The organism is Aeromonas sp. QDB68 (genome assembly GCF_027707405.1).
Taxonomy (GTDB): Bacteria; Pseudomonadota; Gammaproteobacteria; order Enterobacterales; family Aeromonadaceae; genus Aeromonas; species Aeromonas caviae.
The window spans coordinates 56,596-82,811 of the sequence record NZ_JAPCIQ010000006.1; the positions used below are offsets into that span (position 1 = coordinate 56,596).

Annotated in this window: 29 protein-coding genes; 8 read left to right on the plus strand and 21 right to left on the minus strand. The window is 59.6% G+C overall.

Going from position 1 to position 26,216, the window contains the following annotated elements:
• Positions 1-13: 13 nt before the first annotated feature.
• Entirely contained in the window at positions 14-541 is a 528-nt protein-coding gene (gene rppH / locus PG892_RS03675) for an RNA pyrophosphohydrolase (RefSeq protein WP_010673089.1), read from the minus strand.
• Between the two features lie 731 nt (positions 542-1,272).
• Between rppH and mutH the strand changes: the two genes are divergently transcribed.
• Positions 1,273-1,947 (plus strand): DNA mismatch repair endonuclease MutH, encoded by a 675-nt coding sequence (mutH, locus tag PG892_RS03680; RefSeq protein WP_042014896.1) that lies wholly within the window; start codon positions 1,273-1,275, stop codon positions 1,945-1,947.
• An 83-nt stretch (positions 1,948-2,030) separates the two neighbouring features.
• A complete protein-coding gene (locus PG892_RS03685) occupies positions 2,031-2,360 on the plus strand; it encodes an isoamylase early set domain-containing protein (RefSeq protein ID WP_103260846.1) in 330 nt (109 codons plus the stop codon).
• Between the two features lie 102 nt (positions 2,361-2,462).
• Here the strand turns inward: PG892_RS03685 and rplS are convergent, their stop codons facing one another.
• From rplS to ffh, 5 genes are all read right to left on the minus strand, one after another.
• On the minus strand, positions 2,463-2,810 hold the full coding sequence (gene rplS, locus PG892_RS03690; RefSeq protein ID WP_005313505.1) for a 50S ribosomal protein L19: 348 nt from the start codon (positions 2,808-2,810) through the stop codon (positions 2,463-2,465).
• Between the two features lie 32 nt (positions 2,811-2,842).
• Entirely contained in the window at positions 2,843-3,592 is a 750-nt protein-coding gene (gene trmD / locus PG892_RS03695; protein WP_010673086.1) for a tRNA (guanosine(37)-N1)-methyltransferase TrmD, read from the minus strand.
• Between the two features lie 34 nt (positions 3,593-3,626).
• Positions 3,627-4,148, minus strand: coding sequence for a ribosome maturation factor RimM (gene rimM, locus PG892_RS03700; RefSeq protein WP_039039979.1), 522 nt, complete (start codon positions 4,146-4,148; stop codon positions 3,627-3,629).
• Between the two features lie 24 nt (positions 4,149-4,172).
• The gene (gene rpsP, locus PG892_RS03705) at positions 4,173-4,421 is read right to left on the minus strand and encodes a 30S ribosomal protein S16 (RefSeq protein ID WP_010673084.1); all 249 of its coding nucleotides are present in this window, start codon (positions 4,419-4,421) and stop codon (positions 4,173-4,175) included.
• A gap of 396 nt (positions 4,422-4,817) precedes the next feature.
• Complete coding sequence (ffh, locus tag PG892_RS03710) at positions 4,818-6,197, minus strand: signal recognition particle protein (protein ID WP_010673083.1); 1,380 nt, start codon at positions 6,195-6,197, stop codon at positions 4,818-4,820.
• 285 nt (positions 6,198-6,482) lie between these two features.
• Between ffh and PG892_RS03715 the strand changes: the two genes are divergently transcribed.
• A complete protein-coding gene (locus PG892_RS03715) occupies positions 6,483-7,274 on the plus strand; it encodes a cytochrome C assembly family protein (RefSeq protein WP_010673082.1) in 792 nt (263 codons plus the stop codon).
• A gap of 39 nt (positions 7,275-7,313) precedes the next feature.
• The gene (locus tag PG892_RS03720; protein WP_160837191.1) at positions 7,314-8,594 is read left to right on the plus strand and encodes an HlyC/CorC family transporter; all 1,281 of its coding nucleotides are present in this window, start codon (positions 7,314-7,316) and stop codon (positions 8,592-8,594) included.
• A 30-nt stretch (positions 8,595-8,624) separates the two neighbouring features.
• Here the strand turns inward: PG892_RS03720 and PG892_RS03725 are convergent, their stop codons facing one another.
• Positions 8,625-9,092: an Rrf2 family transcriptional regulator gene (locus tag PG892_RS03725; RefSeq protein WP_039039978.1), complete on the minus strand. Its 468-nt coding sequence runs from the start codon at positions 9,090-9,092 to the stop codon at positions 8,625-8,627.
• A 111-nt stretch (positions 9,093-9,203) separates the two neighbouring features.
• Between PG892_RS03725 and hmpA the strand changes: the two genes are divergently transcribed.
• Positions 9,204-10,397 carry an NO-inducible flavohemoprotein gene (gene hmpA / locus PG892_RS03730; protein WP_069652213.1) on the plus strand — a complete coding sequence of 398 codons (1,194 nt, stop codon included), beginning with the start codon at positions 9,204-9,206 and terminating at the stop codon, positions 10,395-10,397.
• Positions 10,398-10,479: 82 nt separating this feature from the next.
• Here hmpA and PG892_RS03735 read toward each other — a convergent pair whose 3' ends face one another.
• The 6 genes from PG892_RS03735 to PG892_RS03760 form a co-directional block, all read right to left on the minus strand.
• A complete protein-coding gene (locus PG892_RS03735; protein WP_029313773.1) occupies positions 10,480-11,070 on the minus strand; it encodes a tetratricopeptide repeat protein in 591 nt (196 codons plus the stop codon).
• Between the two features lie 396 nt (positions 11,071-11,466).
• A complete protein-coding gene (gene mdh, locus PG892_RS03740) occupies positions 11,467-12,402 on the minus strand; it encodes a malate dehydrogenase (RefSeq protein WP_010673076.1) in 936 nt (311 codons plus the stop codon).
• Between the two features lie 242 nt (positions 12,403-12,644).
• Positions 12,645-13,307 carry an arginine ABC transporter permease ArtM gene (gene artM / locus PG892_RS03745; RefSeq protein WP_048209073.1) on the minus strand — a complete coding sequence of 221 codons (663 nt, stop codon included), beginning with the start codon at positions 13,305-13,307 and terminating at the stop codon, positions 12,645-12,647.
• A 2-nt stretch (positions 13,308-13,309) separates the two neighbouring features.
• Positions 13,310-13,960 carry an arginine ABC transporter permease ArtQ gene (gene artQ, locus PG892_RS03750; protein ID WP_125117090.1) on the minus strand — a complete coding sequence of 217 codons (651 nt, stop codon included), beginning with the start codon at positions 13,958-13,960 and terminating at the stop codon, positions 13,310-13,312.
• A 3-nt stretch (positions 13,961-13,963) separates the two neighbouring features.
• Positions 13,964-14,701 carry an arginine ABC transporter substrate-binding protein gene (locus tag PG892_RS03755; protein WP_010673073.1) on the minus strand — a complete coding sequence of 246 codons (738 nt, stop codon included), beginning with the start codon at positions 14,699-14,701 and terminating at the stop codon, positions 13,964-13,966.
• Between the two features lie 24 nt (positions 14,702-14,725).
• Complete coding sequence (locus PG892_RS03760; protein ID WP_041214472.1) at positions 14,726-15,466, minus strand: ATP-binding cassette domain-containing protein; 741 nt, start codon at positions 15,464-15,466, stop codon at positions 14,726-14,728.
• A 200-nt stretch (positions 15,467-15,666) separates the two neighbouring features.
• Between PG892_RS03760 and argR the strand changes: the two genes are divergently transcribed.
• Positions 15,667-16,137: a transcriptional regulator ArgR gene (gene argR / locus PG892_RS03765; protein ID WP_005308670.1), complete on the plus strand. Its 471-nt coding sequence runs from the start codon at positions 15,667-15,669 to the stop codon at positions 16,135-16,137.
• 79 nt (positions 16,138-16,216) lie between these two features.
• On the opposite strand, the gene PG892_RS03770 is transcribed toward argR, so the two are convergent.
• From PG892_RS03770 to glnK, 5 genes are all read right to left on the minus strand, one after another.
• Positions 16,217-17,122, minus strand: coding sequence for a Dyp-type peroxidase (locus tag PG892_RS03770; RefSeq protein ID WP_214005079.1), 906 nt, complete (start codon positions 17,120-17,122; stop codon positions 16,217-16,219).
• Positions 17,123-17,211: 89 nt separating this feature from the next.
• Positions 17,212-18,246 carry an ABC transporter ATP-binding protein gene (locus PG892_RS03775; RefSeq protein ID WP_041214470.1) on the minus strand — a complete coding sequence of 345 codons (1,035 nt, stop codon included), beginning with the start codon at positions 18,244-18,246 and terminating at the stop codon, positions 17,212-17,214.
• A 40-nt stretch (positions 18,247-18,286) separates the two neighbouring features.
• Positions 18,287-19,912: an ABC transporter permease gene (locus tag PG892_RS03780; protein WP_223930537.1), complete on the minus strand. Its 1,626-nt coding sequence runs from the start codon at positions 19,910-19,912 to the stop codon at positions 18,287-18,289.
• A gap of 39 nt (positions 19,913-19,951) precedes the next feature.
• The gene (locus PG892_RS03785; protein WP_042864454.1) at positions 19,952-20,959 is read right to left on the minus strand and encodes a Fe(3+) ABC transporter substrate-binding protein; all 1,008 of its coding nucleotides are present in this window, start codon (positions 20,957-20,959) and stop codon (positions 19,952-19,954) included.
• 228 nt (positions 20,960-21,187) lie between these two features.
• A complete protein-coding gene (glnK, locus tag PG892_RS03790) occupies positions 21,188-21,526 on the minus strand; it encodes a P-II family nitrogen regulator (protein ID WP_005332325.1) in 339 nt (112 codons plus the stop codon).
• Positions 21,527-21,727: 201 nt separating this feature from the next.
• On the opposite strand from glnK, the gene arfB reads away from it, so the two are divergent.
• Both arfB and PG892_RS03800 read left to right on the plus strand, forming a co-directional pair.
• Positions 21,728-22,144, plus strand: a complete 417-nt coding sequence (gene arfB / locus PG892_RS03795; RefSeq protein ID WP_010673067.1) for an alternative ribosome rescue aminoacyl-tRNA hydrolase ArfB — start codon at positions 21,728-21,730, stop codon at positions 22,142-22,144.
• 26 nt (positions 22,145-22,170) lie between these two features.
• The gene (locus PG892_RS03800) at positions 22,171-22,665 is read left to right on the plus strand and encodes a methylated-DNA--[protein]-cysteine S-methyltransferase (protein ID WP_069652217.1); all 495 of its coding nucleotides are present in this window, start codon (positions 22,171-22,173) and stop codon (positions 22,663-22,665) included.
• A gap of 607 nt (positions 22,666-23,272) precedes the next feature.
• On the opposite strand, the gene PG892_RS03805 is transcribed toward PG892_RS03800, so the two are convergent.
• From PG892_RS03805 to PG892_RS03815, 3 genes are all read right to left on the minus strand, one after another.
• Positions 23,273-24,469 carry a NupC/NupG family nucleoside CNT transporter gene (locus PG892_RS03805; RefSeq protein ID WP_041214468.1) on the minus strand — a complete coding sequence of 399 codons (1,197 nt, stop codon included), beginning with the start codon at positions 24,467-24,469 and terminating at the stop codon, positions 23,273-23,275.
• Between the two features lie 182 nt (positions 24,470-24,651).
• Positions 24,652-25,587, minus strand: coding sequence for a LysR family transcriptional regulator (locus PG892_RS03810; RefSeq protein WP_223920756.1), 936 nt, complete (start codon positions 25,585-25,587; stop codon positions 24,652-24,654).
• Positions 25,588-25,669: 82 nt separating this feature from the next.
• Positions 25,670-26,206 carry a glutathione peroxidase gene (locus tag PG892_RS03815; RefSeq protein ID WP_010673063.1) on the minus strand — a complete coding sequence of 179 codons (537 nt, stop codon included), beginning with the start codon at positions 26,204-26,206 and terminating at the stop codon, positions 25,670-25,672.
• Positions 26,207-26,216 lie beyond the last annotated feature (10 nt).

Below are 26,216 nucleotides of genomic sequence, written 5' to 3' on the forward strand. Positions count from 1 at the left end.
CTAGTTGTGCTCCTTAACGCGAGCGGTTGCGCCGCCCATCTTTTCGGTTAGCCTGCACCACGGGGACTGGCATGGCCAGCGGGGCAAACTCCTTCATCACCCGGCGGTAAACCTCCCGCTTGAAGGAGACGACCTGACGAACCGGGTACCAGAAGCTGACCCAACGCCAATCATCAAATTCCGGGTGACCATGACAGCCAAACTGGATCCTGGACTCTTTGCCAGGATCGAGCTGCAACAAAAACCATTTCTGCTTCTGGCCAATACAGACCGGTGAACTGTCCCAGCGGACGAGTCGTTTGGGTAAGCGATACTTCAGCCAGTTGCGACTGGTCGCCAGTATGGTCACATCGTCCTGCTTGAGGCCTATCTCCTCATACAGCTCACGATACATGGCCTGCTCCGGCGATTCACCATCATCAACCCCCCCCTGCGGAAACTGCCAGGAGTGCTGCCCATAGCGCTTAGCCCACAATACTTGTCCGTCACGGTTACAGATCACGATGCCGACATTGGGACGAAATCCGTCACCATCTATCACGTGATCACCTTATAAAGGCTGAATCTATAACGAGATTGTTCCACATTCACCCCGTGGCGGCAAACAGGGACTGTCATCTTCCATTCATGAATAACTTGGCATTTCAAGCAAAGTTATAAACAAATTGAAGGTTCATGCTAGGCAAGTTGCCCACCCAGACTGTGCATAAACCTGTGATCAAGCAGGTATATACAGTAGTTTTATACTGTGGCATTGCACGGAAGCATATCATACCCGATTCACTTAAAAACAAAATATACATTTAAATACATAAGGTTATAGTTTAATTGCTGGATCAAGATCCATGTCTTTTGCCTAAGAGGATCCAGCCTGTCAATTGTGAACAAGTTCGACTGCTCAAAGATCCACCAAGACGGATTTATCCACAGATATGGCGCATTATCTGCACCGAAATGGCGCTGAAAATCGGCGTACTCTCACATTTATTTCTGGTGCCACGCTTCCTTTCACCACTTTACGCCAGTTATCCAAGATTTCTGTGGATAACTGTGTGCAACAGCTCGCACAAACCCTTGGACAACTCGTTTATGCGGGGATCCGGCGGGCCAACATACTGGATAAATAAAGTAAAACCTTTTAAAATCATTTAGATATGTTGAATTCTGTCACCCATGTCCCCCTGTGTATAGTCGGGCGAGGATCGGTTATAAAATCAGCGATACCATGCAAGGATCCGTATTGCGATGTCTATTATCTCCAGAGGAGCCCTCATGCCTGCCAATCCCCAGTCAGAACAAGAGCTGCTCAGTCGAGCCTACGCCATGGCTGGCTTCACTCTGGCCCAGCTTGCCGCAACGGCGGGCATCCCCGTACCGCGGGATCTCAGACGTGACAAGGGCTGGACAGGGCAGTTGATCGAGTGGCAGCTGGGGGCCAGTGCAGGTAGCCGTCCCGAGCAGGATTTTCCGGATCTCGGTATCGAGCTCAAGACGATCCCCGTCGATCCTCAAGGGCGCCCGCTGGAAACCACCTTTGTCTGCGTGGCCCCCCTCATCGGGGTCAGCGGCCAGCGCTGGGAGGAGTCGAACGTGCGCAACAAGCTGTCGCGGGTGCTCTGGATCCCGGTGGAAGGCAGCCGCGACATCCCTGTCGGCGACCGTCGCGTCGGCATGCCGCTGCTATGGAGCCCGAATGAAGAGGAAGAAGGACTGCTGCGACAGGACTGGGAAGAGCTGATGGACATGATAGTGCTGGGGGAAGTGGAGCAGATCAGCGCCCGCCACGGCCAAGTATTGCAGCTGCGCCCCAAGGCGGCCAACAGCAAGGCGCTGACCCGCGCTATCGGCCGCAATGGCCAACCCATCATGACGCTACCACGGGGCTTCTACCTCAAGATCGAGTTCACCCATCAACTCCTGCAGCGCCATTTTGCCCTCCCCCTTTGATCCTGTTTATCAACATCCTTGTCATAAAGTGATATAAAAATAACCAGCGCTACTTTCTTCGCAGCCAGTGACAAGGAGTCCATATGCCGATCAACAAGCAATTCCTCAAATCGCGTCCCGAGGTAAAGGTGACCTTTGCCGTCGAAAAGGAGGCCGCCGGTGATGCCGAGCAGGTCTTGCTGCTGGGTGAATTCAGCCAGTGGCAGCCCATTGAACTGAAGAGGATGAAAAACGGGGAGTTCAAGGCGACACTCAACCTGCCGACCGATGGCCCCAGCCATTTCGAGTATTGCTATCAGCTAGTGCAACCCGATGGTGAAACTCTTTATGACAACGACTGGGAGGCGGACGACTACGTGCCTGGCCCCTTCGGGCGTGACAACTCTGTGGTGCGGGTCAGCCAGCCCAGTTGAGCCAATACCCCGCACACGGATACAAAAAAGGCTCGCCATTGGCGAGCCTTTTCACTACCTGTCGAGCTTTTCGCCGACATACCGACACCAATTCGAATCGAATTAGTTGAGCTTCTCTTTGATACGAGCAGCTTTGCCGGACAGGTTGCGCAGGTAGTACAGTTTGGCGCGGCGAACATCACCACGACGCTTCAGTTCTACACTGTGGATCAGCGGAGAGTGAGTCTGGAATACACGCTCAACACCTTCGCCGTTGGAGATCTTGCGAACGGTGAAAGCAGAGTGCAGACCGCGGTTACGCTTGGCAATCACGATGCCTTCGAAAGCCTGCAGACGCTCTTTACCACCTTCTTTAACACGAACTTGAACACGTACGGTGTCGCCCTGGGCAAAAGCCGGGATGTCGGTACGCAGTTGCTCTTGTTCAAGCTGCTGAATAATCTTGCTCATTGTCTTTCCTTACCTAGGATAAACTGAAAACTCTACTTAACGCTGTCACGCACTTCGCGGACATACTCGGCAAGAAGTGATTCTTGCTCGTCAGTCAGAGCTAGGTTGTTAATAAGTTCCGGCCTTCTCTGCCAGGTTCGTCCGAGCGATTGCTTGAGTCGCCAGCGCCGAATCACTTCGTGATTGCCGCTTGTCAGCGCCTCGGGCACCGTCAGCCCATCCAACACCTCCGGCCGAGTATAGTGGGGATGATCCAGCAGGCCATCCGTGAAGGAGTCCTGCTCGGCACTGGCCTGATCACCCAAGACCCCCGGGACCAGACGCGAAACCGCATCGATCAGGGTCATGGCAGGCAACTCGCCACCACTTAACACGTAATCTCCGATAGACCACTCTTCGTCGACTTCGGTTTGTATCACGCGCTCATCGATACCTTCGTATCGACCGGCGACCAGAATCAGTTTCTGATTCGTCGCCAACTCGGTCACGCCCGCTTGAGTCAGCTTGCGTCCCTGAGGAGAGAGATAGATGACTTTCGCCCCGTCTCCCGCCGCTTGCTTGGCTGCATGAATGGCATCACGCAGCGGCTGAACCATCATCAACATGCCGGGCCCACCACCATAAGGACGATCATCGACCGTACGGTGTTTGTCGTGGGTGAAGTCCCGAGGGTTCCAGCACTCAATCTGCAGCAGGCCACTCTTGACGGCCCGACCCGTTACCCCGTGCTCGGTAATGGCTCGGAACATTTCCGGGAAGAGGCTAATGACCCCAATCCACATAAGAAACCTCCGGCACCCGTGTTAGCGCGGGAAACTAGAAACCAGGATCCCAATCAACTTCGATTGTTCGAGCAGTCAGATCAATATTCTTGATCACCTGCTCTTCCAGGAACGGTATCAACCGCTCCTTTGCACCAAAGGCATCTTTTACATTGGCCTCAACCACCAACACATCGTTGGAGCCGGTTTCCATCAATTCGGTCACCTTGCCCAGGTCGTATCCCTTGGTGGTTACCACGGTGCAACCAATGAGGTCACGCCAGTAGAACTCCCCTTCGGGCAACGCAGGCAACAGATCGGCGGGGACGCCAATCTCGACGTTGGTCAATGCCAGGGCATCCTCACGCACATCGATACCATCGAGTTTGCAGATCAGACCCTTGTTATGACGCTTCCAGGATGACACCCGGATTTCACGCCACGCCCCGTTCTGATTGATCAGCCAGGGGTTGTAATCGAAAATCGCTTCGGCAACATCGGTGAAGGAGTTCACTTTAAGCCAGCCCTTGATCCCGTAAACGGTCCCCAGGGTGCCCAGAACTACAGGTTTTTCCACCTTAACTCCCTACCGTTTGGCTGATTAAGCAGCTTTGGCAGCGTCTTTGATCAGCTTGGCAACGCGGTCAGAAACAGCGGCACCAGTAGCAACCCAATGCTCGATACGAGCCAGGTCCAGGTTCAGCTTTTCAGCGTTACCAGCAGCAACCGGGTTGAAGAAACCGACGCGCTCGATGAAACGACCGTCACGGGCGTTACGGCTGTCAGCAACTACTACCTGGTAGAACGGACGCTTTTTCGCGCCACCACGTTGTAAACGAATGGTTACCATATCGTCCTCATAAACATCTAATGAACAAGGCCTGCAAATACGCAGACCCTAGCTTAAAATAAGCCGCGTAATTCTACTTGGATTCGTAATAATTGCAACCAAGCCAGCTATTTTTTGCGCAGGGATTGGCATGAAAAAGGCTCACCAGGGTGCAATGCTGTTCAGATAAGCACTTTTTTGACTGATTATTCATAAATTGGATTTGAGTTGAGGGGGCAAGGCTGTGTCCAGTCGATCTTCCTCCAGCCTTTATCCAGCGGGGCTTGCAATAGGAAGAGGGAGGCATCATGCCTCCCTCGCTTTTTTGTCCTGATACTACGTGGACTGGAACTCAAATTCTCTTAAGTGAACAGCATTGTCACCAGGGTGAGCCTTTCTACCTGACCAGCAGGAAAATCAGAACGGACCGCGACCGCCACCACCGAATCCGGGGGGCAGCATGTTCTTCATCTGGCCCATCATCTTGCGCATGCCGCCCTTGCCGGACATTTTCTTCATCATGCGCTGCATCTCGGTGAACTGCTTGAGCAGCTTGTTCACATCCTGGACCTGCATGCCGGAGCCCGCAGCGATGCGGCGCTTGCGGGAGCCCTTGATGAGATCGGGATGGGCACGCTCTTTCGGCGTCATGGAGCTGATAATGGCCTCCATCCGCACGGTGAGCTTGTCATCCATCTGATCCTTGATGTTGTCCGGCAGGCCGGACATGCCAGGCAGCTTGTCGAGCATCCCCATCATGCCACCCATGTTGCGCATCTGGGCCAGCTGCTCACGGAAGTCTTCCAGATCGAAGCCCTTGCCACTCTTGACCTTGCTGGCCAGCTTGGCCGCCTTCTCTTTATCGACGTTGCGCTCCACCTCTTCGATGAGAGAGAGCACATCCCCCATACCGAGGATGCGGGAGGCGAGACGATCCGGGTGGAACGGCTCCAGCGCGTCGGTCTTCTCGCCCATACCGATGAACTTGACCGGTTTGCCGGTGATGTGGCGCACCGACAGTGCGGCACCACCGCGGGCATCACCGTCTGCCTTGGTAAGGATCACACCGGTGAGCGGCAGCGCCTCGTTGAAGGCCTTGGCGGTATTGGCAGCATCCTGGCCTGTCATGGCATCCACCACGAACAGGGTTTCGACCGGCTTGATGGTGGCGTGCAGATCCTGGATCTCCGCCATCATTTCGCCATCGACGTGCAGACGACCGGCAGTATCGACGATCACCACGTCATAGAACTTCTTGCGCGCCTGATCGATGGCGGCAGTGGCAATGGCGATCGGTTTCTGGCTGGCATCACTCGGGAAGAAGTCGACACCGATGTCGCCCGCAAGTGTCTCAAGCTGCTTGATCGCCGCCGGACGGTAGACGTCCGCACTGACCACCAGCACCTTCTTCTTGCTGCGCTCCTTGAGCAGTTTGGCCAGTTTGCCGACCGTAGTGGTCTTACCGGCCCCCTGAAGACCTGCCATCAGGATGATGGCCGGCGGCTGGGCAGCCAGGTTGAGCTGTTCGTTGGCCTCCCCCATCACGGTGACCAGTTCGCCATGGACGATCTTGATGAACGCCTGGCCCGGGCTCAGGGATTTGGCCACTTCCTGGCCCACGGCTCGTTCCTTGACGCGCGCCACGAAATCGCGCACCACCGGCAGGGCGACGTCCGCCTCGAGCAACGCCATGCGGACTTCGCGCAGGGTATCCTTGATGTTCTCTTCGGTCAGGCGGCCGCGGCCGCTGACATTGCGCAGGGTGCGCGAGAGTCGTTCAGTCAAATTTTCAAACATGACGCTTTCCGGTTCTTGGCGTGACACTGGGGGCATTATACCCCGGTCAGCACTCTAGGGACGATTACTCGCCGCTTGCCGCGGCGGCCTGCCATCGAACGGGCAGGTCAACAAATGGAGGGCAGTATACCTCAGTCAACGCCGGAGGACGATTATTCGCCGCACGGTGGCCATCAACGCCTACTTATATGTGGGCAGTTAGCCTCTGGCACAACTGGCGAGCATATCTTGTGCAAGGTATACTGCCCCTCTTATCCATAAAGCTTGTTTGACAACGACCTGGTTATGATCGTGATCTCTGTTCTGGCCCTGGCGTTTTACCTGCTGGCCATCATCGCCTCACTGCACCTGCTGCTCAGCGCCAAGCCCGTCGGGCAAGTATCGCTGTTCGCCTGTGTCGGCCTGGCCCTGACCGCCCATGGCATGGCGGTGGGCAGCGAAGTGCTGGTCACCCATTCCGGCCAGAATCTCAGCATGTTGAACGTGGCGTCCCTGGTCAGCCTTATCATCAGTTGCTTCATGACCTGCGTCACCCGACGCTTCAACGGCTGGATCCTGCTGCCCGTCGTCTACAGTTTTTCAGCCCTGCTGCTGGCGGCCAGCGCGCTCATTCCCGGGCGCTACATCACCCATCTGGAAGCGCACCCCCAGTTACTGCTGCACATAGGCCTCGCGCTGATGGCCTATTCGGTACTGATGATCGCCTGCTTGTTTGCCCTCCAGCTTGCCTGCCTGGACAGGCAACTGAAATCCAGAAAGATCAGCCACCTGCCAGCCATGCCACCCCTGATGACGGTGGAGAAGCGCCTGTTTCAGCTCATTTCCGCAGGTCTGCTGCTGCTGACCCTCTCCATCGCATCCGGCCTGTTCTTCCTGGAAGACATGTTTGCCCAGGGCAAATCCCACAAGGCCATCCTCTCTATCCTGGCCTGGTGCGTCTACGCTCTGCTGCTCTGGGGTCACCATACCCGTGGCTGGCGCGGCCGCAAGGTCATCATGCTGAGCCTCATCGGCAGCTTCATCCTGACACTGGCCTATTTTGGCAGCCGTTTCGTCAAGGAAGTGCTGCTTAGCTGACACACGAACATTCCCCAACCATCCTTACAGGAGCCCTTCTTGGACAGTATCTCAACGAGTACATTGCTGATTGTTCTCGTTATCTTGATCCTTTTGTCAGCCTTCTTCTCCAGTTCCGAAACCGGTCTAATGTCGCTCAACCGCTACAAGCTGCGGCATCTGGCCCAGACCAAGCACAAGGCTGCCCGCCGGGTCGAGAAGCTGCTGGCCAGGCCGGACCGCCTGCTTGGCCTCATTCTCATCGGCAACAATCTGGTCAACATCCTGGCCTCCGCCATCGCGACCATCGTCTGCATCCGGCTGTTCGGGGATCTCGGCGTCGCCATTGCCACCTTCGGGCTGACCCTGGTGGTGCTGGTATTCGGGGAAGTCACCCCCAAGACACTGGCGGCCATGTTCCCCGAGCGGATAGCCTACCCTGCCTCCTGGATCCTCAAGGGGCTGATGGTGCCGTTCACCCCCCTTGTCTGGCTCATCAACAGCATCACGAACCTGCTGCTGAAACTCTTGCGTCTAGAGCACAACAAGGATGACTCCCTCAATTCCGAAGAGCTGCGCACCATCGTCAACGAGGCGGGCAATCTCATTCCCAAGCACCACCAGGAGATGCTGATAAGCATCCTGGATCTCGACAAGATGACGGTGGAGAACATCATGGTCCCGCGCAGCGAGATCTCCGCCATCGACATCAATGACGACTGGAAGATCATACTGCGCCAGCTGGCCCACTGCGCCCACACCAAGATCCTGCTCTATCGCGACAATATCGATGACGTCGTCGGCTTCCTGCACTCACGGGATGCCCTGAGACTGGTCGCCCGGGATCAGTTCAGCAAGTCCAGCCTGCTGCGGGAAGTCGACCCCATCTATTTCATCCCCCAGGGGACCCCCCTCAACGTGCAGTTGGCCAAGTTCCAGCGCAACAAGGAGCGAATTGGCCTTATCGTCGACGAATATGGCGATATTCAGGGGCTGATCACCCTGGACGACATCCTGGAAGAGATTGTCGGTGACTTCACCACCTCCATGACACCGACCCCGAGTGACGAGATCCATCCCCAGCCGGACGGCTCCTTCCTGGTCGAAGGCTCCGCCAGCATCCGCGAGCTGAACAAGGAGATGGACTGGCACCTGCCCATGGACGGCCCACGGACCCTCAATGGCGCCATCCTGGAGTACCTTGAGGAGATCCCCCAACCCAACATCAGTGTCAGGCTGGCGGGCTACCCTATCGAGATTCTCGAAGTGGAGAACAACATGGTGAAGATGGCAAGGATCATGCCGCACCTGTACCGGGACGATTCAGAGTACGAGGATTGAAAAAAGGCTGCCGATGGCAGCCTTTTTGCTTCACTCGCTCTCGTCATCCGGCTCCAGCACCAGAGTGGGGATGAGCTCACCGAACACCTGCTGCAACTCGTCACGGTTTGCCAGCAAATCCTGCAGCGTATAACCATCCATCACCGCGAGGAAGGCGTTCATCGCCTCCTTCAAGGCACTCTTGAGCAGACAGACGGAGACGATATGGCACACCGGGGAGCTGCAGTCGATCCCGTCCAGATTGCCTTCCAATGCCCGGATCACTTGCCCGATATTGATCTCGTCGGGGGAGCGCGCCATGCGGATGCCACCATTCTTGCCGCGTTGTGACTGTAGATAGCCCAGTTTCACCAACTGGTTCACCACCTTCACCATGTGGTTGCGGGATACGTCGTACAAGGCGGATACCTTGGCCACGCTCGACAGTTCCCCCTCCGGCAGGGTAGCCAGATAGAGCAGGGCTCTCAATCCAAAATCGGTATAGCTCGTTAGTCTCATAGTGCCTGTAGCGCCTAGCGCGAAGAATTGATGATTGATCCAGATCAATTAAACATTTAGGATGCAACTTAATAAGTGACATTCCAGATGTTCAATTAGAAAGGACCTCCTATGTTAGACCAAGCCACCATCGCCGTCATCAAGAGCACCATTCCTTTGCTCGAATCGGCGGGCCCTGACCTCACACGGCACTTTTATCAGCGCATGTTCAGCCACAATCCCGAGTTGAAGGATCTCTTCAACCTGGCTCACCAGCGTAGCGGGGGACAGCCCTTGGCACTGTTCAGTGCGGTGGCGGCCTATGCTAGGAACATTGACAATCTGGGGGCCCTGGCCGGAGCCGTTGAACGCATCGCCCACAAACACACGGGTTTCCTGATCCAGCCGGAACAATATCACATTGTGGGTAGTCATCTCTTGGCCACGCTCAAAGAAATGGGTGGCAACGCTGTCACGGAGGAGGTCCTTACCGCCTGGGGCAAGGCGTACGGTGTGCTGGCCGACATCTTTATCGGCCGGGAGAGCGAGCTCTATCGGGAGAAGGCAAGCCAGGACGGTGGTTGGCAGGGAACCCGCCCTTTCATCATCAAGGAGAAGCGTCAGGAGAGTGAACTCATCACCTCTTTCGTCCTGGCACCCCTCGATGGCAACCCCGTGTTGCGTTTCAAACCGGGGCAATATCTCAGTATCAAGCTGGTTCATCCCGCCCTCGAGCATCAGGAGATCCGCCAGTACTCCCTCTCGGACGCCCCCAATGGCCGCGACTACCGCATCAGCGTCAAGCGCGAACCCAGGGGTCAGGCCTCCAACCTGTTGCATGATCATCTTCACATCGGTGACACGGTCGACATCATGCCGCCGGCCGGCGACTTCTTCCTGCAAGAGGTGACAGACACGCCCGTGGTGCTGATCTCCGCCGGGGTCGGCCTCACCCCCATGCTGAGCATGCTCAACCACTTGCTGGCCGAGGGCCCGGATATGGATATTCGCTGGCTTCACGCCTGCGAACACGGCGCCCACCACGCGTTCAGGGACGAGATCCGGGCAAAGAGCAGGCAACACGGGAAACTGGAGAGCCGGATCTGGTATCGGGAGCCGGGGGAGCAGGATGTCAAAGGAGAGGATTACGACTTCAGCGGCACTCTGGCACTGGAGCAGGTCACCGACCTCATTCCGGCCGACGCCCACTACTATTTCTGCGGCCCTGTCCCGTTCATGAAGGCAGTCAAAGCTCAGCTGGAGAATGTGGGCGTGCCTGCCGAGCGGATGCACTACGAGGTCTTCGGCCCCCATCAGGGCCTCTGATCCCTCCCCTGACCGGGAAAATGCACAAGGCCCACAAGCACAGCTTCGTGGGCCTTGTAATATCAAAGCGGGCTACCAGAACTCAGTGCATCGCCTTGGCACGGGCGATGGCATTGGCGGGCATCCGGTTGCCGAGCCGGCTGAGCAGGCTCGCCGCCTTCTGGTGCATGGCCTTGTCACCGATGACGGCGCCGTGCAGCCAGTGATACGCCTCCTCGTAATCCAGCGGACTCCCCATGCCCTGCAGCAACATCTCCACCCACTCCATCTGTGCCCGTAAGAAGCCGAGGCTCGCGGCTTCCCGCATCAGGGTCTCGGCCCGCACCAGATCCTTCTGAACCAGGATCCCCTTCCAGTAATAGCGGCCAAGCTGTTCCAGCGCCGGCGCCAGCCCCTGGTTGGCGGCCTCCCACATGTACTGCACCCCGATCTGGGCGTCCGGCTTGGTGCAAACCCCCCACGCCAGCATGTCTCCCCAGAGGAACTGATAGGCAGGGATCTTCATCACCGAGGCCCTCGCCTCGATATCCTGGGTGAGCTGGCACCTGTCCTGCTTCACCCGGGCCAGATGGCGCCCCTGCTCTATCCAGTTGAGCAGTTCGTCCTGGCGATAGAGCGGCACGGCCTGCAACTCTCCCGCAGCAGCGGATGCCTGCGTCGTCGCCCTGGGCAGCGGCGCAGCTGCCGGTGCGGACGGCACAGGTGCGGATGCGGATGGCGCCTGGGCTGGAACTGCTGACACAGGGAGGGATGGCGTGGCGACAGAAGAGGCTGGCGTCAGGGCTGGCTGGGCCGATGATGAGGCCGGTGACAAGGATGCAGACGCCGCGGATGGCGGCGCGGCTGCAGCCGCCACCGCCTGGGTGGGCGCGGCGGCCGAGGTGGACTCCGCCCCCTGCAAGGGTAAGCTGCACACACCGATAATGGCGATGAGGGTTCTTGGTTTTATCATAGGGATCTCCTGCTGCCTTCTGTTATCGGCAGCCAGGGCCATCTCCTTAGCCCGCTACACCCAACCCCGAAAATGACAAAGGGGAGCCTGGGCTCCCCTTGCGGTCGACGTAGAGACTTACTTGACGAAGTCGACGCCCAGCTGGATGTCAGCCTTCAGGGTGGCCAGCATGCTGTCCATCGCTTCCTGCTCGAAGGCGCTCAGCTTGCCGTAGTCCAGCACGGTTTCGACGCCGTTCTTGCCGAGCAGCACCGGCTGCGCGAAGAAGGTGGCGTGCTCACCGTTGCCTTCCACATAGGCACACTCGATGACGTTGGCTTCCCCTTGCAGACCCTTGATGAGCGACAGACCGAAACGGCAGGCTGCCTGACCCATGGAGAGAGTGGCGGAACCGCCACCGGCCTTGGCTTCCACCACCTCGGTACCGGCATTCTGAATGCGCTTGGTCATGGCAGCCACTTCCTCAGCGGTGAAGCTGGCGCCTTCAACCTGGGAGAGCAGCGGCAGAATGGTCACGCCACTGTGACCGCCGATGACGTTGACACGTACCTTGTCAACGTTCAGGCCCTTGGCTTCGGCCACGAAGGTCTCGCCACGGATCACATCCAGGGTGGTCACGCCGAACAGGCGACGCTTGTCATAGACACCGGCTTTCTTTAGCACTTCGGCGGCGATGGCGACCGTGGTGTTGACCGGGTTGGTGATGATGCCGATCAGTGCTTTCGGGCAGGAAGCAGCACACTTTTCCACCAGGTTCTTGACGATCCCGGCGTTGATGTTGAACAGGTCGGAACGGTCCATGCCGGGCTTGCGCGCCACGCCGGCAGAGATCAGCACGACATCGGCGCCGACCAGAGCCGGGCTCGGATCTTCACCGCAGAAACCTTTTACTTTCACGTCAGTCGGGATGTGGCTCAGGTCCGCCGCCACGCCCGGAGTGACCGGGGCAATGTCATACAGGCTCAGTTCGGAACCGGCAGGCAGGCGGTTTTTCAACAGCAGAGCGAGGGCTTGGCCGATGCCACCGGCGGCACCCAGAACGGCAACTTTCATGATCAACTCCATGTCTAAGCGTAGGTTTAAGGTTGTTTCTAGTTGGGTTAATGCTGATTCTTATTGTGCGCCTCACCTTAAAGGATCCCCTCCTAAAAAACAATCTGATAACAGTTGTAATCACGGGTTCTGTGAGCCAGGGAACAAGCGGCGATGAAAGCGGAGAGGAATATGCGATAAATGGGAGGAAAGACACAGATTTCCTGTGCTCCCCTCACCATTAAGAGGTAAATGTGACTGCTTCAGGACTGGAAAGCCAGTGCCCGACGCTCACACCAGCGGAAACCAATTGTTAACAATCCATTCATGGTCAGATAGAGCGCTCCGGCCACGGTGAACACCGCCAGGGTGTCATAGGTCTGGGCGTTGAGACGCTGGGCCAGCCCCATGATGTCCATGATGGTGATGGTACTGGCGAGCGAACTCCCCTTGAGCACCAGGATCACCTCGTTGGAATAGGCGGGGACCAGCCGACGGGCGGCATGGCGGGCCTTCATCCACAGGGTCTGTCCGGCGGAGAAGCCGAGCGCACGGCAGGCCTCCACTTCACCGGCGGGGATGGCGTCGAGCGCCCCCTTAAACAGCCGGGTGGAGTAGGCTGCGGTATTGAAACCGAGCGCCAGCACGGCGCAGAACCAGGGTTGCTTGAGCAGCGGCCAGAGCGGCCCCGCCTTGAGCCATTCAAACTGACCAGGCCCGTAGTAGATGAGGAAGATCTGGATGAGCAACGGCGTACCGGTAAAGACCAGTACCCAGAGCTGCACCAGCTGGGTCGCCACCGGAATGCGACGCTCCAGCACCCAGGTCATGCCGGCCGCCATCAGCACGCCCAGGAGCAAGCTGAATGCGGTGAGCTGCAAGGTGATCGCCAGCCCTCCCAGCAGGGTCATCAGGTAATCCTGCATGGTCAGCCTCCGTAACGGCGGGTATAGCGGGACGCCTGCTTCAAGCCGAATTCACTCACCAGACTGATGGCCAGATAGATGAGGGCGGCAGCGGCGTACCAGGTGAAGGGTTGATAGGTGCTGGCCGACGCCATCTGTGCCTGACGCATCATCTCGTTTACCCCGATGAGGGAGACCAGAGCGGTGTCTTTGAGCAGCACCAGCCACTGGTTGCCGAGCCCGGGCAGGGCGTGACGCCAGGCCTGGGGCAGCACGATGCGAAAGAAGGTGTGCCCCTTGCCCAGGCCGAGCGCCTGCGCCGCCAGCCGCTGCCCCGTGGGCACCGCATTGAGGGCGGCACGCAGGGTCTGGGTGGCGTAGCTCGCAAACAGCAGGGAGAGCGCCAGCACACCGCAGGCGAACGGGCTGAACTCCACATACTCCCCGGTGATGAGGAACAGCACCTGGGTCGAGCCGAAGTAGATGAAGAGCACCACCAGCAACTCGGGCAGACCACGGATCAAGGTGGTCAGGGTGGCCACGGGCCACACCAACGCACGCTGCTTGCTCAACTCAGCCGCACTGAATGCCAGTGCCAGCACCATGCCACCGACCAGGGATGCCAGGGCCAGCCCGAGGGTCATCCAGGCTGCATCCAACAACAGGCTCAACATGGCTTACTGCGCGAAGTACTTGTCATAGATCTTCTGATAGGTGCCGTTGGCCTTGATCTCGGCCAGCCCCTTGTTCAGCTGGGTCAGCAGTTCCTGGTTGCCCTTGGCCACCGCGATGCCAAAACCGGTACCGAAGTACTTGGCGTCGGTCACCGGGGTACCGACCACGGCGTATTCCTTGTGCTGCTTGAGCCAGTCGGCGGCCACCGCCGTATCGGCAAACACGCCGTCAGTGCGGCCATTCATCATGTCGAGGAAGGCGCTCTGGTAGCTGGCGTAGGGCACGGTCAGCAGACCCTTGCTCACCCAGTTGTCCACCAGATAGGACTGGTGAGAAGTGCCGTTCTGCACGCCAACTGTCTTGTCCACCAGATCGTCCGGCCCCTTGAAGGTCTCTTTCTTGGCGACGAACACCGCGGAGTTCTCGTAATAGATGTCGGAGAAGTCGACCTGGGCAGCCCGCTCCGGGGTCACGTCCATGGCGGCGATGACGGCGTCATAGCGACGGAACTTGAGGCTGGGGATCAGGCTGTCGAAGGCCTGGTTGTGGAAGCTGCACTCCAGCTTGGCCTGCTCGCAGACCGCGCGGGCCAGATCGATGTCAAACCCCTGGAACTCGTTCTTGTCATCCAGGTATTCGAACGGCGCATAGGTTGCCTCGGTGGCGAACTTGATCTCTTTGGCCAGCACAGAAGTGCTCAGCAGACCCATGGCGGCGATCAGCAACAGACTCTTTTTCATGACAGCTTCCTTATCGACTCAATATCAATGCATCAAGAATTCGGCAAACCGGCTGGTTTGCGGGGACTGGAAGATGGCGGCGGTGCCGGATTCGATGATCCGCCCCTTCTCCAGATAGATCACCTGACTGGCCACCTTGCGGGCGAACTCCACTTCGTGGGTCACCACTACCTGGGTGATGCCGGTCTGGCTCAGGGTGCGGATGATCTCCGCCACCTCTTTGGTAATTTCGGGATCCAGGGCAGCCGTCGGTTCGTCAAACAGCAGCACCTGGGGATCCATCATCAGGGTCCGGGCAATGGCGACCCGCTGCTGCTGGCCACCGGAAAGCCGTGCGGGCCAGGCGTCCCGTTTGTCGGCCAGTTGCAGCTGGGCCAGCAGATAGGCCCCTTTCTCGATGGCCGCCTCGCGGCTCATGCCGAGCACCTTGACGGGCGCTTCAATCAGATTCTCCATCACGGTGAGGTGCGGCCACAGATTGTACTGCTGGAACACCATGCCCACCTTGCGGCGCAGCGCCTGTGCCTGACGGTTGAATTCGGCAGTAGAGAGGCTGGACGGGAAAGAAAATTCACTGTCTGCGATGCGCAACACACCGGCATCCGGCGTGTCCAGCAAGTTCATCATGCGCAGCAGAGAGCTCTTGCCTGCCCCGCTCGGGCCCAGCAATACCAAGGTCTCGCCGGGAGCAGTCCGAAAGCTCACCTGCTGCAGTACCGGCACCTTGTGCCAGGATTTTTCGATGCCGATTAATTCGATACCCATACAGCCCAATTGAATAAGTTTTCAAAATTTCGTCCTGATTCTAGCGCCAGCATAAGTTGATGCAAGCTATATTTGAATCAATATGCAGAACAAGCGCCGCTTCCTTGCCAAAACAGGCATATGAATGCAAAATAGCAGCGCTGTTCGTATCTACCGCCTGAGCGTGACAGGCGGTCACTCCCCTCATTCGTGAGTCCAAGATGAAACATAACGACAAGCAAGAAAAACTGGCCAAGGCCTTTAAAGCCTTGCTGAAAGAGGAGCGTTTCGGCTCCCAGGCAGAGATAGTGACTGCCCTGCAAGAGATGGGCTTCGAGAACATCAACCAATCCAAGGTCTCGCGCATGCTGAGCCGCTTCGGCGCCGTTCGCACCCGCAATGCCAAGATGGAGATGGTCTACTGTCTGCCGGTGGAACTGGGCGTGCCCACCACCTCCAGCCCCCTCAAGAACCTGGTGCTGGATGTCGACCACAACGGCGCTCTGGTGGTGATCCACACCAGCCCCGGCGCAGCTCAGCTGATCGCCCGCCTGCTTGACTCCCTCGGCAAGGCCGAAGGGATCCTCGGCACCATCGCCGGTGATGACACCATCTTCATCACCCCGACCAGCGATACCGACATCGAGGAGCTCTACCTCTCCGCCCTCGAGCTGTTCGAGCAGACGCCCTGATCCGGTCGCCTTGGGCGATCCGCACAAAAATCCCGGCCTTGGCCGGGATTTTTTGTTTTGAGCGGTCGGCAGGCCGGGTTTATTTGCCCTCGGCCACCAGAAAATCGACGGAAGGGGCGAAGAAGGCCGCGCCGGTCACCGCCCGGGTGAAGCGCAGCAGGTGATCGAAGTGGCTGCCTTCCCCTTTGTACATGCTGGCCAGCATGGCGTTGAAGTGCAGCGGCGTGCGGCAGCAGGAGATGAAGTAGAGCCCCTGCTCGCTCATGGTGCCCCAGGGCATGCTCTGGCGCAGAATCTCCATGGACTCCCCCTTCGGGGTCTTGAGGTTGACCCGCTTGATGTGGGAAGTGAGCGGCTTGTCGGCGGACTCGTATTCGATGTTGTCGACCTTGGTGCGGCCTATGATGTCTTCCTGCTCCTTCAGGGCCAGCGTCTCCCAGTCGCTCATGGCGTGGACCCAACGCTGCACGTGGATGTAGGAGCCACCTGCGAACTCGCCGCCGTCCAGCAACGCCACCTCGGCGCGGTGCTCATCCTGCGGGTTCTCGGTGCCGTCGACGAAACCGGTCAGATCCCGGCAATCCTGGTTGCGAAAACCGCGGACTTCCTCGGCCAATTCAACAAGCCCGGCCAGCAGGGCCATGACGCGATGACCGGCATGATGCAGCACGTCCACCCGATCAGCACGCAACTGAACGAAGAGATCAAACGGGGTATTGGGGGCCTCCTGACCGTTGGCGGATTGCGCCATGAAACCGCGGAACTGGGGCGGCCGGGCGGCAGGATAGAGATCATCCCAGGCGTCGGCCCCGACGGCGACCAGACCGCTGAAGGCCGCATCGGGGAAGTCGGCACTCACCGCCTCCCAGAGTGCTGGCAGGCTCGCCAGGCGGGAGGTCAGGGCAGCGGCGTCACCGGTGCGATTGAACATCAGATAGAGGGCGTGCAGATTCGGCTCTGCGCAGATCCCGGCTTGGGCTTTCATGTCTCTCTCCAAGTGCGTTGGCTATGGGCGTGGCGCGATTATAAACCAGCGCGCTTCCAGTTCATTGATTTCACGACAATACCACGCACTCAGGGCAAGGGGTCAAACAACACCAGGGCATGAGGAGCCACGGTCACCCGCGCGCGCTCCCCTTCCAGGGGCTCACCGATGCTGGCTTCCAGTTGCTGGCCGCCACACTCCACCAGTACCCGGCAGTGATGGCCCAGGAACTGTTGCTCACGCACCCGGAGCTCACCGTCATCCGCCGCCGTCAGCGCCAACTGCTGGGGTCTGAGCATGAGCTGCAACCGCTCCCCCACCGCGCGGCCATGGGGCTCCTGACCGCAGATGGTTCCAAGGAGGGTCTGCACGCAGTGGCTGTCCACCACCTCGGCCGCCAGATAATTGACCCCGCCGAGAAACTCCGCCACGAAGCGGTTCCCGGGGCGGCGATAGAGCTGCTCCGGCTCCCCCACCTGCTCGATGCGACCGGCACGAAACAGGGCCAGCCGGTCGGCGAAGGCGAAGGCCTCTTCCTTGCTGTGGCTGACGAAGATGGCACCAATGCCCTGCTGTTTGAGCAGGGCGCGGATCTCGAGGATCAGCTTCATCCGCACCTGGGTGTCGATGTTGGAGAAGGGCTCGTCCAGCAGCATCAGGCGCGGCTTGCACACCAGGGCGCGGGCGATGGCCACCCGCTGCTGCTGGCCGCCGGAGAGCTGGTGGGGATAGCGCTCCCCCAACCCCTGCAGGTTGACCAGCGCCAGCGCCTCTTCCACCTGCTGCTGGCGGCTGCCGCGATCCTGCCCGGTCAGGCCGAAGCCGACGTTCTCGGCCACCGTCAGGTGAGGAAAGAGAGCGTAATCCTGGAAGATCATGCCGATATGGCGGGCCTCCGGCGGCACACTCACTCCGGGGGCATCGAGCAGGGTCTCTCCCAGCCGGATCTCCCCCTGGGCCAGGGGCAGCAGACCGGCCACCGCCTTGAGCAGCGTGGTCTTGCCACAGCCGCTGGCCCCCAGCAGACAGACGATCTCGTTGTCGGCCACCTGCAGGGAGAGCTGCTCCAGCACGGGGCGGCCATTGTAGTGACAGCTGACCTTCTCGATATTCAGGCAGGACAAGGTTCTTTTCCTCTCGCGTAGTGATGCCGGACGGGGCCGCTCAATGGCCTGGACCATCCAGGGTACGGTTGATCCACAGCAGGGGAATCAGCCCCACCAGCACGATGACGATGGCACCGAGCGCCCCCCGCTCCAGCATCTCGTCCGAGACGAACTGATAGACGTGGGTCGCCAGGGTTTCGAAGTTGAACGGCCGCAGCAGCAGGGCGGCGGGCAGCTCCTTCATGGATTCGATGAACACCAGCATGGCGCCGGCAAAGAGGCCGCGCCGTACCAGCGGCAGGTGAATGCGACGCAGCATGCCGCCCGCCCCCTGCCCCAGAGAGCGGGCAGCCATGTCGAGGCTGGGGGAGATCTTGCTCATGCTGCTCTCCACCGACCCGATGGCGATGGCCACGAAGCGCACCAGATAGCCGAACACGATGGCGGTGAGGGTGCCGGTCAGGAGCAGACCGGGGCCCGGCATCCCGAGCCACTCGGCCAGATCGTTGATGCCAAAATCCAGGGCCGTGAGCGGCACCAGCACGCCGATGGCCAGCACGGTCCCCGGCATGGCATAGCCCATGGCGGCGAGGCGCAGGGGCAGCAGGCTGCGAGTCCCCCCATCGAGGCGACGGAAGAAGCCGAGCAGCAGGGCAATGGCCATGGCCAGCAGGGCGGTCAGGACCGAGATGGCGAGGCTGTTGCCCGCAAAGCGTACGAATTCGGGCGTCCACGACAGCGCGAAGTAACGCACCCCGTAATCGAGCAGGATGACGAACGGCAGGGCGAACCCCGCCAGCACCAGGCCCCAGCACCAGAGCCCGGCCAGCACGCCCCTCAGGCCCCCGAGGGGGTAACGCAGGGGCTGCTCGAAGCCCATGGACTTCTGGAACACCTGCTGGCGCTGGCGGGAGCGGCGCTCCAGCGCGATGAGCAGCACCACCGCCAGCAGCATCAGACAGGAAAGCTTGGCGGCGGTCGCCAGGCTGCCGTAGCCGAGCCAGGTGTCGTAGATGGCGGTGGTCAGGGTGTTGATGGCAAAGAAGTGGACGGTGGCAAAGTCCGCCAGAGTTTCCATCGCGACCAGAGATGCCCCCACCATGATGGCCGGGCGGGCCAGGGGGAGGCTCAGGCGGCGAAAGCTCTGCCAGGGGGTGCAGCCGAGCAGACGGCTGGAGTGAATGAGGCTGACCGACTGCTCCAGGAAGGAGGCCCGTGCCAGCAGATAGACATAGGGGAAGAGCACCAACGCCAGCACCCAGGCGGCGCCCCCGAGGGAGCGAATGGCCGGGAACCAGTAGTCGGCCGGTCCCTGCCAGCCAAACAGGGCACGCAGCCCCGACTGCAGCGGGCCCGAGTAGTCGAGCAGGTCGGTATAGACGTAGGCAACGATATAGGAGGGCATCGCCATGGGCAGCATCAGCGCCCATTGCAGGGCGCGGCGCCCCGGCACCTCGCACATGGCCACCAGCCAGGCGGTGGGCACTCCGAACAGCAGGCTGAGGCAGACCACCCCCAGCACCAGACCGGACGTGTTTCGCAGATAGTCGGGCAGTACGGTATCGGCGAGGTGGGCAAACAGTTCCCCATCAGCCGAGAAGGCGGAGAAGACCAGGGCGAGTACCGGCAAACCCAGCAGCAGGGCGGTGGCCCAGCTGCCGGCAATCCATCCAAAATGTTTCATGAGTCCACAGAAGTTGATGGGGCCGTTGGCCCCATCTGATTACAAGTCGAATTTCACTTCATCCAGCAGTTGCAAGGCGTCCTTGCGGTGCTTGGCATAATCGCTGACCGGCATGGGGTCAGACTTGAACGTGCCCCAGGACTTGACCATGGCAGAAGGCTCGACCCCCGCCTTGACCGGGTACTCGGCATTCACATCAGCATACATGTGCTGGGCGGTATCCCCGGAGAGGAACTCCATCAGCTTCTGTGCTGCTTCCTTGTTCTTGGCATACTTGGTCATGGCCACGCCGCTCACGTTGACGTGGGCACCGCGATCACCCTGGTTCGGGAAGTTGATTTCCACCGCGTCGGCCCAGGACTTCTGCGCCGGGTCCTTCAACATGGCACCCAGGTAGTAGCTGTTGCCCAGGGAGACATCACAGATGCCGTCCTTGATCGCCTTGACCTGATCACGGTCGTTGCCCTGGGGCTTGCGCGCCAGGTTGGCCTTGACCCCTTCCAGCCAGGTCTTGGTATCCGCCATGCCGTGATGGGCAATCATGGACGAAACCAGCGCCACATTGTACTCGTGCTTGCCACTACGGGTACAAATTTTTCCTTTGAATTCAGGCTTGACCAGATCTTCGTAGCGGATGGTGTCGAGCTTGCCAAGACGCTCCTTGCTGGAGTAGATGGCACGCACCCGGGTGGTCAGGGCGAACCAGCGGTTGTCCGGATCGCGATAGATGGAGGGGATGTTCTCCTGCAGCGTCTTGCTGTCCACCGGCTGCACCAGGTCCTTGTCCACCAGCTCGGTCAGACGGCTGATGTCCACGGTCAGCATCAGATCGGCCGGAGAGAGCTTGCCTTCCCGTTCCAGACGCTCGTTCAGCCCCTCTTTGGCAAACACCACATTGACCTTGATCCCGGTCTCCTTCTCGAACTGCTGGATGATGGGCTTGATCAGCTCATCCTGACGGTTCGAATAGACGTTTACCTCCTGGGCGGCGAACGCCGACTGGGCGACAAGCGTGGAGAAAGCCAGTGCCAACATCTTCATTTTCATCATCCGTTCCTTGTCTGCGTAAAGAGTGATAACCATTTTCGTTTGCATTCTGCATGAATCGGGAGGAGAGGATCAAGGCGGTTTGCTGGGTTGGAACGATCTATTTAATCAGCGGCCAAACAAAAAGACCGGATGGAATCCCATCCGGTCTTTCGACGACCACCCATTCACACTGTCGGCAGAACCTGCCCGGACCTTTGCCCGACCCGGCCGGGCAAAGGAGCGTACTCAGAGCGCCTCGTCGTCGCTCTCACCAGTACGAATACGCACCGCTTGCAGCAGGTCATAGACGAAAATCTTGCCGTCACCGATCTTGCCGGTATAGGCCGCCTTGCAGATGGCCTCGATCACCCCTTCGACGTTCTCGTCTGCGGTGGCGATCTCCAGCTTCACCTTCGGCAGAAAGTCGACCTGGTACTCGGCCCCCCGGTATAATTCGGTGTGCCCCTTCTGGCGACCAAAACCCTTCACTTCGGAGACGGTCAGGCCTTCCACCCCCAGGTTGGCGATGGCCTCGCGCACGTCGTCCAACTTGAAAGGTTTGATAATCGCAGTAATCAGCTTCATATGGTTGCTCCCAATCCATGGTATGTCACGAATGGGTCATCAATTCTTGTGCCAAGTATTTTTATCGTTTATTTTCATATAGATAGACATGACACTCTGAGCCAGAAAGGCTCAGGATCACCAAGGAAGCGCATCTCGCCCCATAATGAGGCACCAAGCTGCACCAGACTCCCTTGATGCACCAAATGAGAGCATCACCCCATGTTAGTCATCTCCAACAGCGTGATCATCCCCTGGCATGAACTGCAATTCCAGACCATGCGGGCCCAGGGCAATGGCGGCCAGCACGTCAACAAGACCGACTCCGCCGTCTGGCTGCGCTTCGATTATCGCGACTCCCCCAGCCTGCCGCCGCTCTACAAGGAGGGACTGGAGCGGCTCAGCGACAGCCGGGTTCACGACGGCTTCATCCAGATCAGGGTCGAGACCCATCGCAGCCAGGACATGAATCGCAAGGAGGCCATGAGCCGCCTGACCGAGCTGCTGAAAAAAGCCGCGTGGCGCCCCAAGGCCCGCCACGCCACCAAGCCGACCCGCAGCTCCCAACGCAAGCGGGTCGATGCCAAGAAACGCAAGGGAGAGATCAAATCCACCCGCGGCAAGCCCGTGCTGGAGTGACCTGCCACAACCCCGAGGACAAGAGAATGCAGTACAGCTTTTGTGAATGTGCCAAGGGGCCCCTGCTCATCGCCATCGATGGGGCCGGGCTGCGCCACGTGGAATTCATGCAAGGGGAGCGCCCCGTCCTGCCGCAACCGGAGTGGCAGCGGGATGATGTCGCCCTGGCCCCCTTTGTCGAGCAGTTTGCCGCCTACTTTGCCGGCCGCCTGCGGCGCTTCGATCTCCCCCTGGCCGCCACGGGCACACCATTCCAGCAGGCCGTGTGGCGGGCGTTGTGCGACATTCCCTACGGCGAGACCGTCAGCTACCTCCAGATTGCAGAGGCCATCGGCAACCCCAGGGCCGTGCGGGCGGTAGGCGCCGCCAACGGCCGCAATCCCCTCAGCATCATAGTGCCCTGCCACAGGGTCATAGGGCGCAGCGGTGAACTGACCGGCTACGGGGGAGGCATCCCCATCAAGCGCTGGTTGCTGGCACTGGAGCAGGAGACCGCAGACCACTTCGCGCTGACCCCATGAAAGGGTGCTCCTCCTGTCAAATGCGGGTTGCGGGTGCAGGCACCACAGACCGCAGGCCACTCGCGCGGATCCTCTGACGAGCGGCATCTTCATCACATACGAGTTGCTGGGCCCAACAGCAGACCGCAGGCGGCGTTGCACTGCCCATGACGGACAGCATCTCCATCACATGCTGGTTGCTTGCCATCTGGCAGTATGGTTGCGTGATGTGTTGAGCCTGCACCGGGATAATCTGCCGCCGGATCCGCCCCATGGCAGGAGCATGCCCACCGCCCCGATTCATCTTTCCTTTGAGCTGCACAACAAAATAAATCACTAATTATTTATTTTATTTCAGCATAAATCATTTAAAAATCACATTTATGCAGCATTTTGAAAATGAACACAGTATGAAGAATCGCCTCAGAAGCGCTTCAGAGAGCATCAGGCATCATGGCTTCACACTTGGATGGGACGGCTCATCCCTCATTCAGGTGGCACCCATGTGACGCTTCCAATCTGTCTTTTCCCCGCGCCTCCCCAGAGGCGCTTTTTTTTGCCTGCAACCGGGTGCAAAAAAGCCCGCCGAAGCGGGCAATGACCGGAAGGTGCTGACTTCCAGGGTCTATCAGAGGGCGAGGAACAAGCCTGCCAGGGAGGCGCTCATCAGGTTTGCCAGCACCCCCGCCAGGATGGCGCGCATGCCGTAGCGGGCGATGAAGGACTTGCGCTCCGGCACCATGGCCCCCAGGCCGCCGATGAGGATCGCCATGGAAGAGATATTGGCGAAACCGCACAGGGCGAAGGTGACGATGGCCTTGCTCGACTCGTTCAACGTCTGATCCTGCACCAGGGCGATGAAGGCGACGAACTCGTTGATGACGATCTTGGTGCCGATCAGGGCACCGGCCGCCTGGGCCTGATCCCAGGGGACGCCGATGAGCCAGGAGACGGGGGCAAACAGCCAGCCCAGGATGATCTGGAAGCTCAGCTCCAGCCCCACCAGGTCGCCGGCCCAGCCAAGCAGGCCGTTGAGCAGGGCGATCACGCCGACGAAGGCCAGCAGGGTCGCCCCCACGGCGACGGCGATGTTGAGACCCGCCATGGCACCATCGGCGGCCGCTTCAATGACGTTGGTGGCGCGGGGGATCTCCACGTCTTCGTGGTGATCTTCCTCTTGCGCGGCAGGCGGCACCAGGATCTTGGCCATGGCAAGCCCGGCAGGGGCGGACATGAAGGCCGCCGCAATCAGGTATTTCAGCTCGACCCCGATGCTGGCGTAGCCCACCAGGGTGCCGCCAGCTACCGAGGCCAGTCCGCAGCTCATCACCGCAAAGAACTGGGAATCGGACATCCTGGAGAGATAGGGTTTGACCACCAGCGGCGCTTCCACCATGCCGACAAAGATGTTGGCGGTGGCAGAGAGGCTCTCGGCGCGGCCGGTGCCCAGCAATTTCTGCAGGCCGCCGCCGAGCAGGGCGATCACTTTGGGCATCAGGCCGATGTGATAGAGGATGGCGATCAGCGCGGAGAAGAAGATGATCACCGGCAGCACGTTGAAGGCGAAGATGAAGCCCAGCTTGAACTTGGCCAGATCCCCGAACAGGAAGGCAATCCCCTCCTGGCCGTAGCCGATGACGCTGCTGACGCTCTCGCTGACACCGTTCAATACCTGCTGACCGGCGGGCAGCCAGAGCACCAGGGCGGCGAAGAGCACTTGCAGGCAGAGGGCAAAGCCCACTGTTCGCAACGGGATACGACGACGATTATCAGAGCAGAGTGCGGCCAGGGCCAGGATGCTCAGGATACCAAGCAGGGCAATCATGGGGATTCCATCCAGTGAGGCTGAAGATGGGCGCGGATTCTGCTCCCCTCCCCTCACCGCCGCAACCCCGCCGGGTTACAACCCTGTTAGCAAAAACGTTTGCACGATATCGGTTGCGCCAACTGACTGATTTGACACAACTTTGAAACCGCACTCACGCCAGTGTTCTTGTATGGAAACGATTATTCCTCGGTGCAGGACAATTTCCCCCCGAGCCAGGGTGCGAGTCGCTGCGCCCAGTAGGGCCCGGGTCCGAAGCTCTCCTTGAGGAAGTCGATGAAGAGGCGGATCTTGGGATCCAGATGCTCTCGCCTGGCATAGACGGCGTGCACCGCCATCTTCTGGTTCGGTTGCCACTGGGGCAGCAGAGGGATGAGCTGACCAGATTGCAGCTCCTTGTCCAGCAGGTAGTTGGCCACGTAGGCGATGCCGAGCCCGGCCAGGGCGGCGTCCCGCACCGCTTCAGCCAGATCCACCCGATAGTTGCCCGCCACCTGCACCGTCTGGCGCTCCTTGCCCTGGCGAAATGACCACTCGTGGTAGCGCCGCTCCCGGCTCTGGTAGGTGATGCAATTGTGATGGGCCAGATCCCTGGGGTGCAGTGGCGTGCCGTGACTCAGCAGATAATCCGGCGAGGCCACCAGCACGAAGCCGATGTCTGCCAGTCGCTGCCCTACCAGGGACTCGGGTTTGTCCTCGTAGGTGGTGATCCAGAGATCCAGCCCCTCATCCACCAGATTGGTGCGGTGATCGAACAGGGACACCTCCAGCTCCAGATCCGGATAACGTGCCTGAAACGCCTTGAGGCGCGGGATCACGTGCAACCGCCCGAAGGATTGACCAACCCCCAGATGGAGCACACCGCTCACCTTGCCACGGCGCTCCGCCACCATGGATTCCGCCTCCAGCGCCACCGCCACCAGAGCGCGGCAGTGGCGGGCATACTCCAGACCCAGTTCGGTGAGCCCGAAACGGCGGGTAGTGCGCTGTACCAGCTGGGCGCCGAGCGCGGTTTCCAGCAGGGCGAGCTGCTTGCTGATGTGGGATTTGGAGACCCCGAGGCGGCGCGCAGCCGCCGAGATGCCCTGTTCACGAACCAGGGCATCGAAGATCACCATTTGGGGAAGACGTTGCAGCACGGTGTCACCGGAGTGGATGGCGGGGCCGCATTATTCCAGAGCGGCCCGCCATGGGGTAGGGTCAGTGCCCCAGGGCATCGATGATCTGCTGTTTGAGAGGATCATCCGACGGATTCTGGTTGGCGCCATAGCTCGCAATCAGCTTGCCGTCCCGCCCGACCAGGTACTTGTGGAAGTTCCAGTTGGGCGCATCACCGTCGGCAGCCGCGGCCAGCCCCTTGAACAGCGGCACCGCATCCGAACCCCGCACCGCCACCCGGTTGAACATGGGGAAGGTCACCCCGTAGTCCCGGCGGCACACCTCGGCGGTTTTGTTCTCGTTGCCCGCCTCCTGCCAGAAATCGTTGGAGGGGAAGCCCAGCACCATCAGTCCCTTCTCCTTGTAGCCCTGATAGAGGGCTTCCAGATCCCGGAACTGACCGCTGTAACCGCAGTAGGAGGCGGTGTTGACCACCAGCACCACCTTGCCCTCGGTCAACTGGCAGAGGTTGTGGCGCTGGGTGCTGTTGAGCTCCCGCATCTCCACGTTGAAGTAATCGGGGCAGGCGGCAGAGACCGCCCCCGAACCGAGCATCAGCAGCAGGGTGAACCATTTCATCGACGTGACT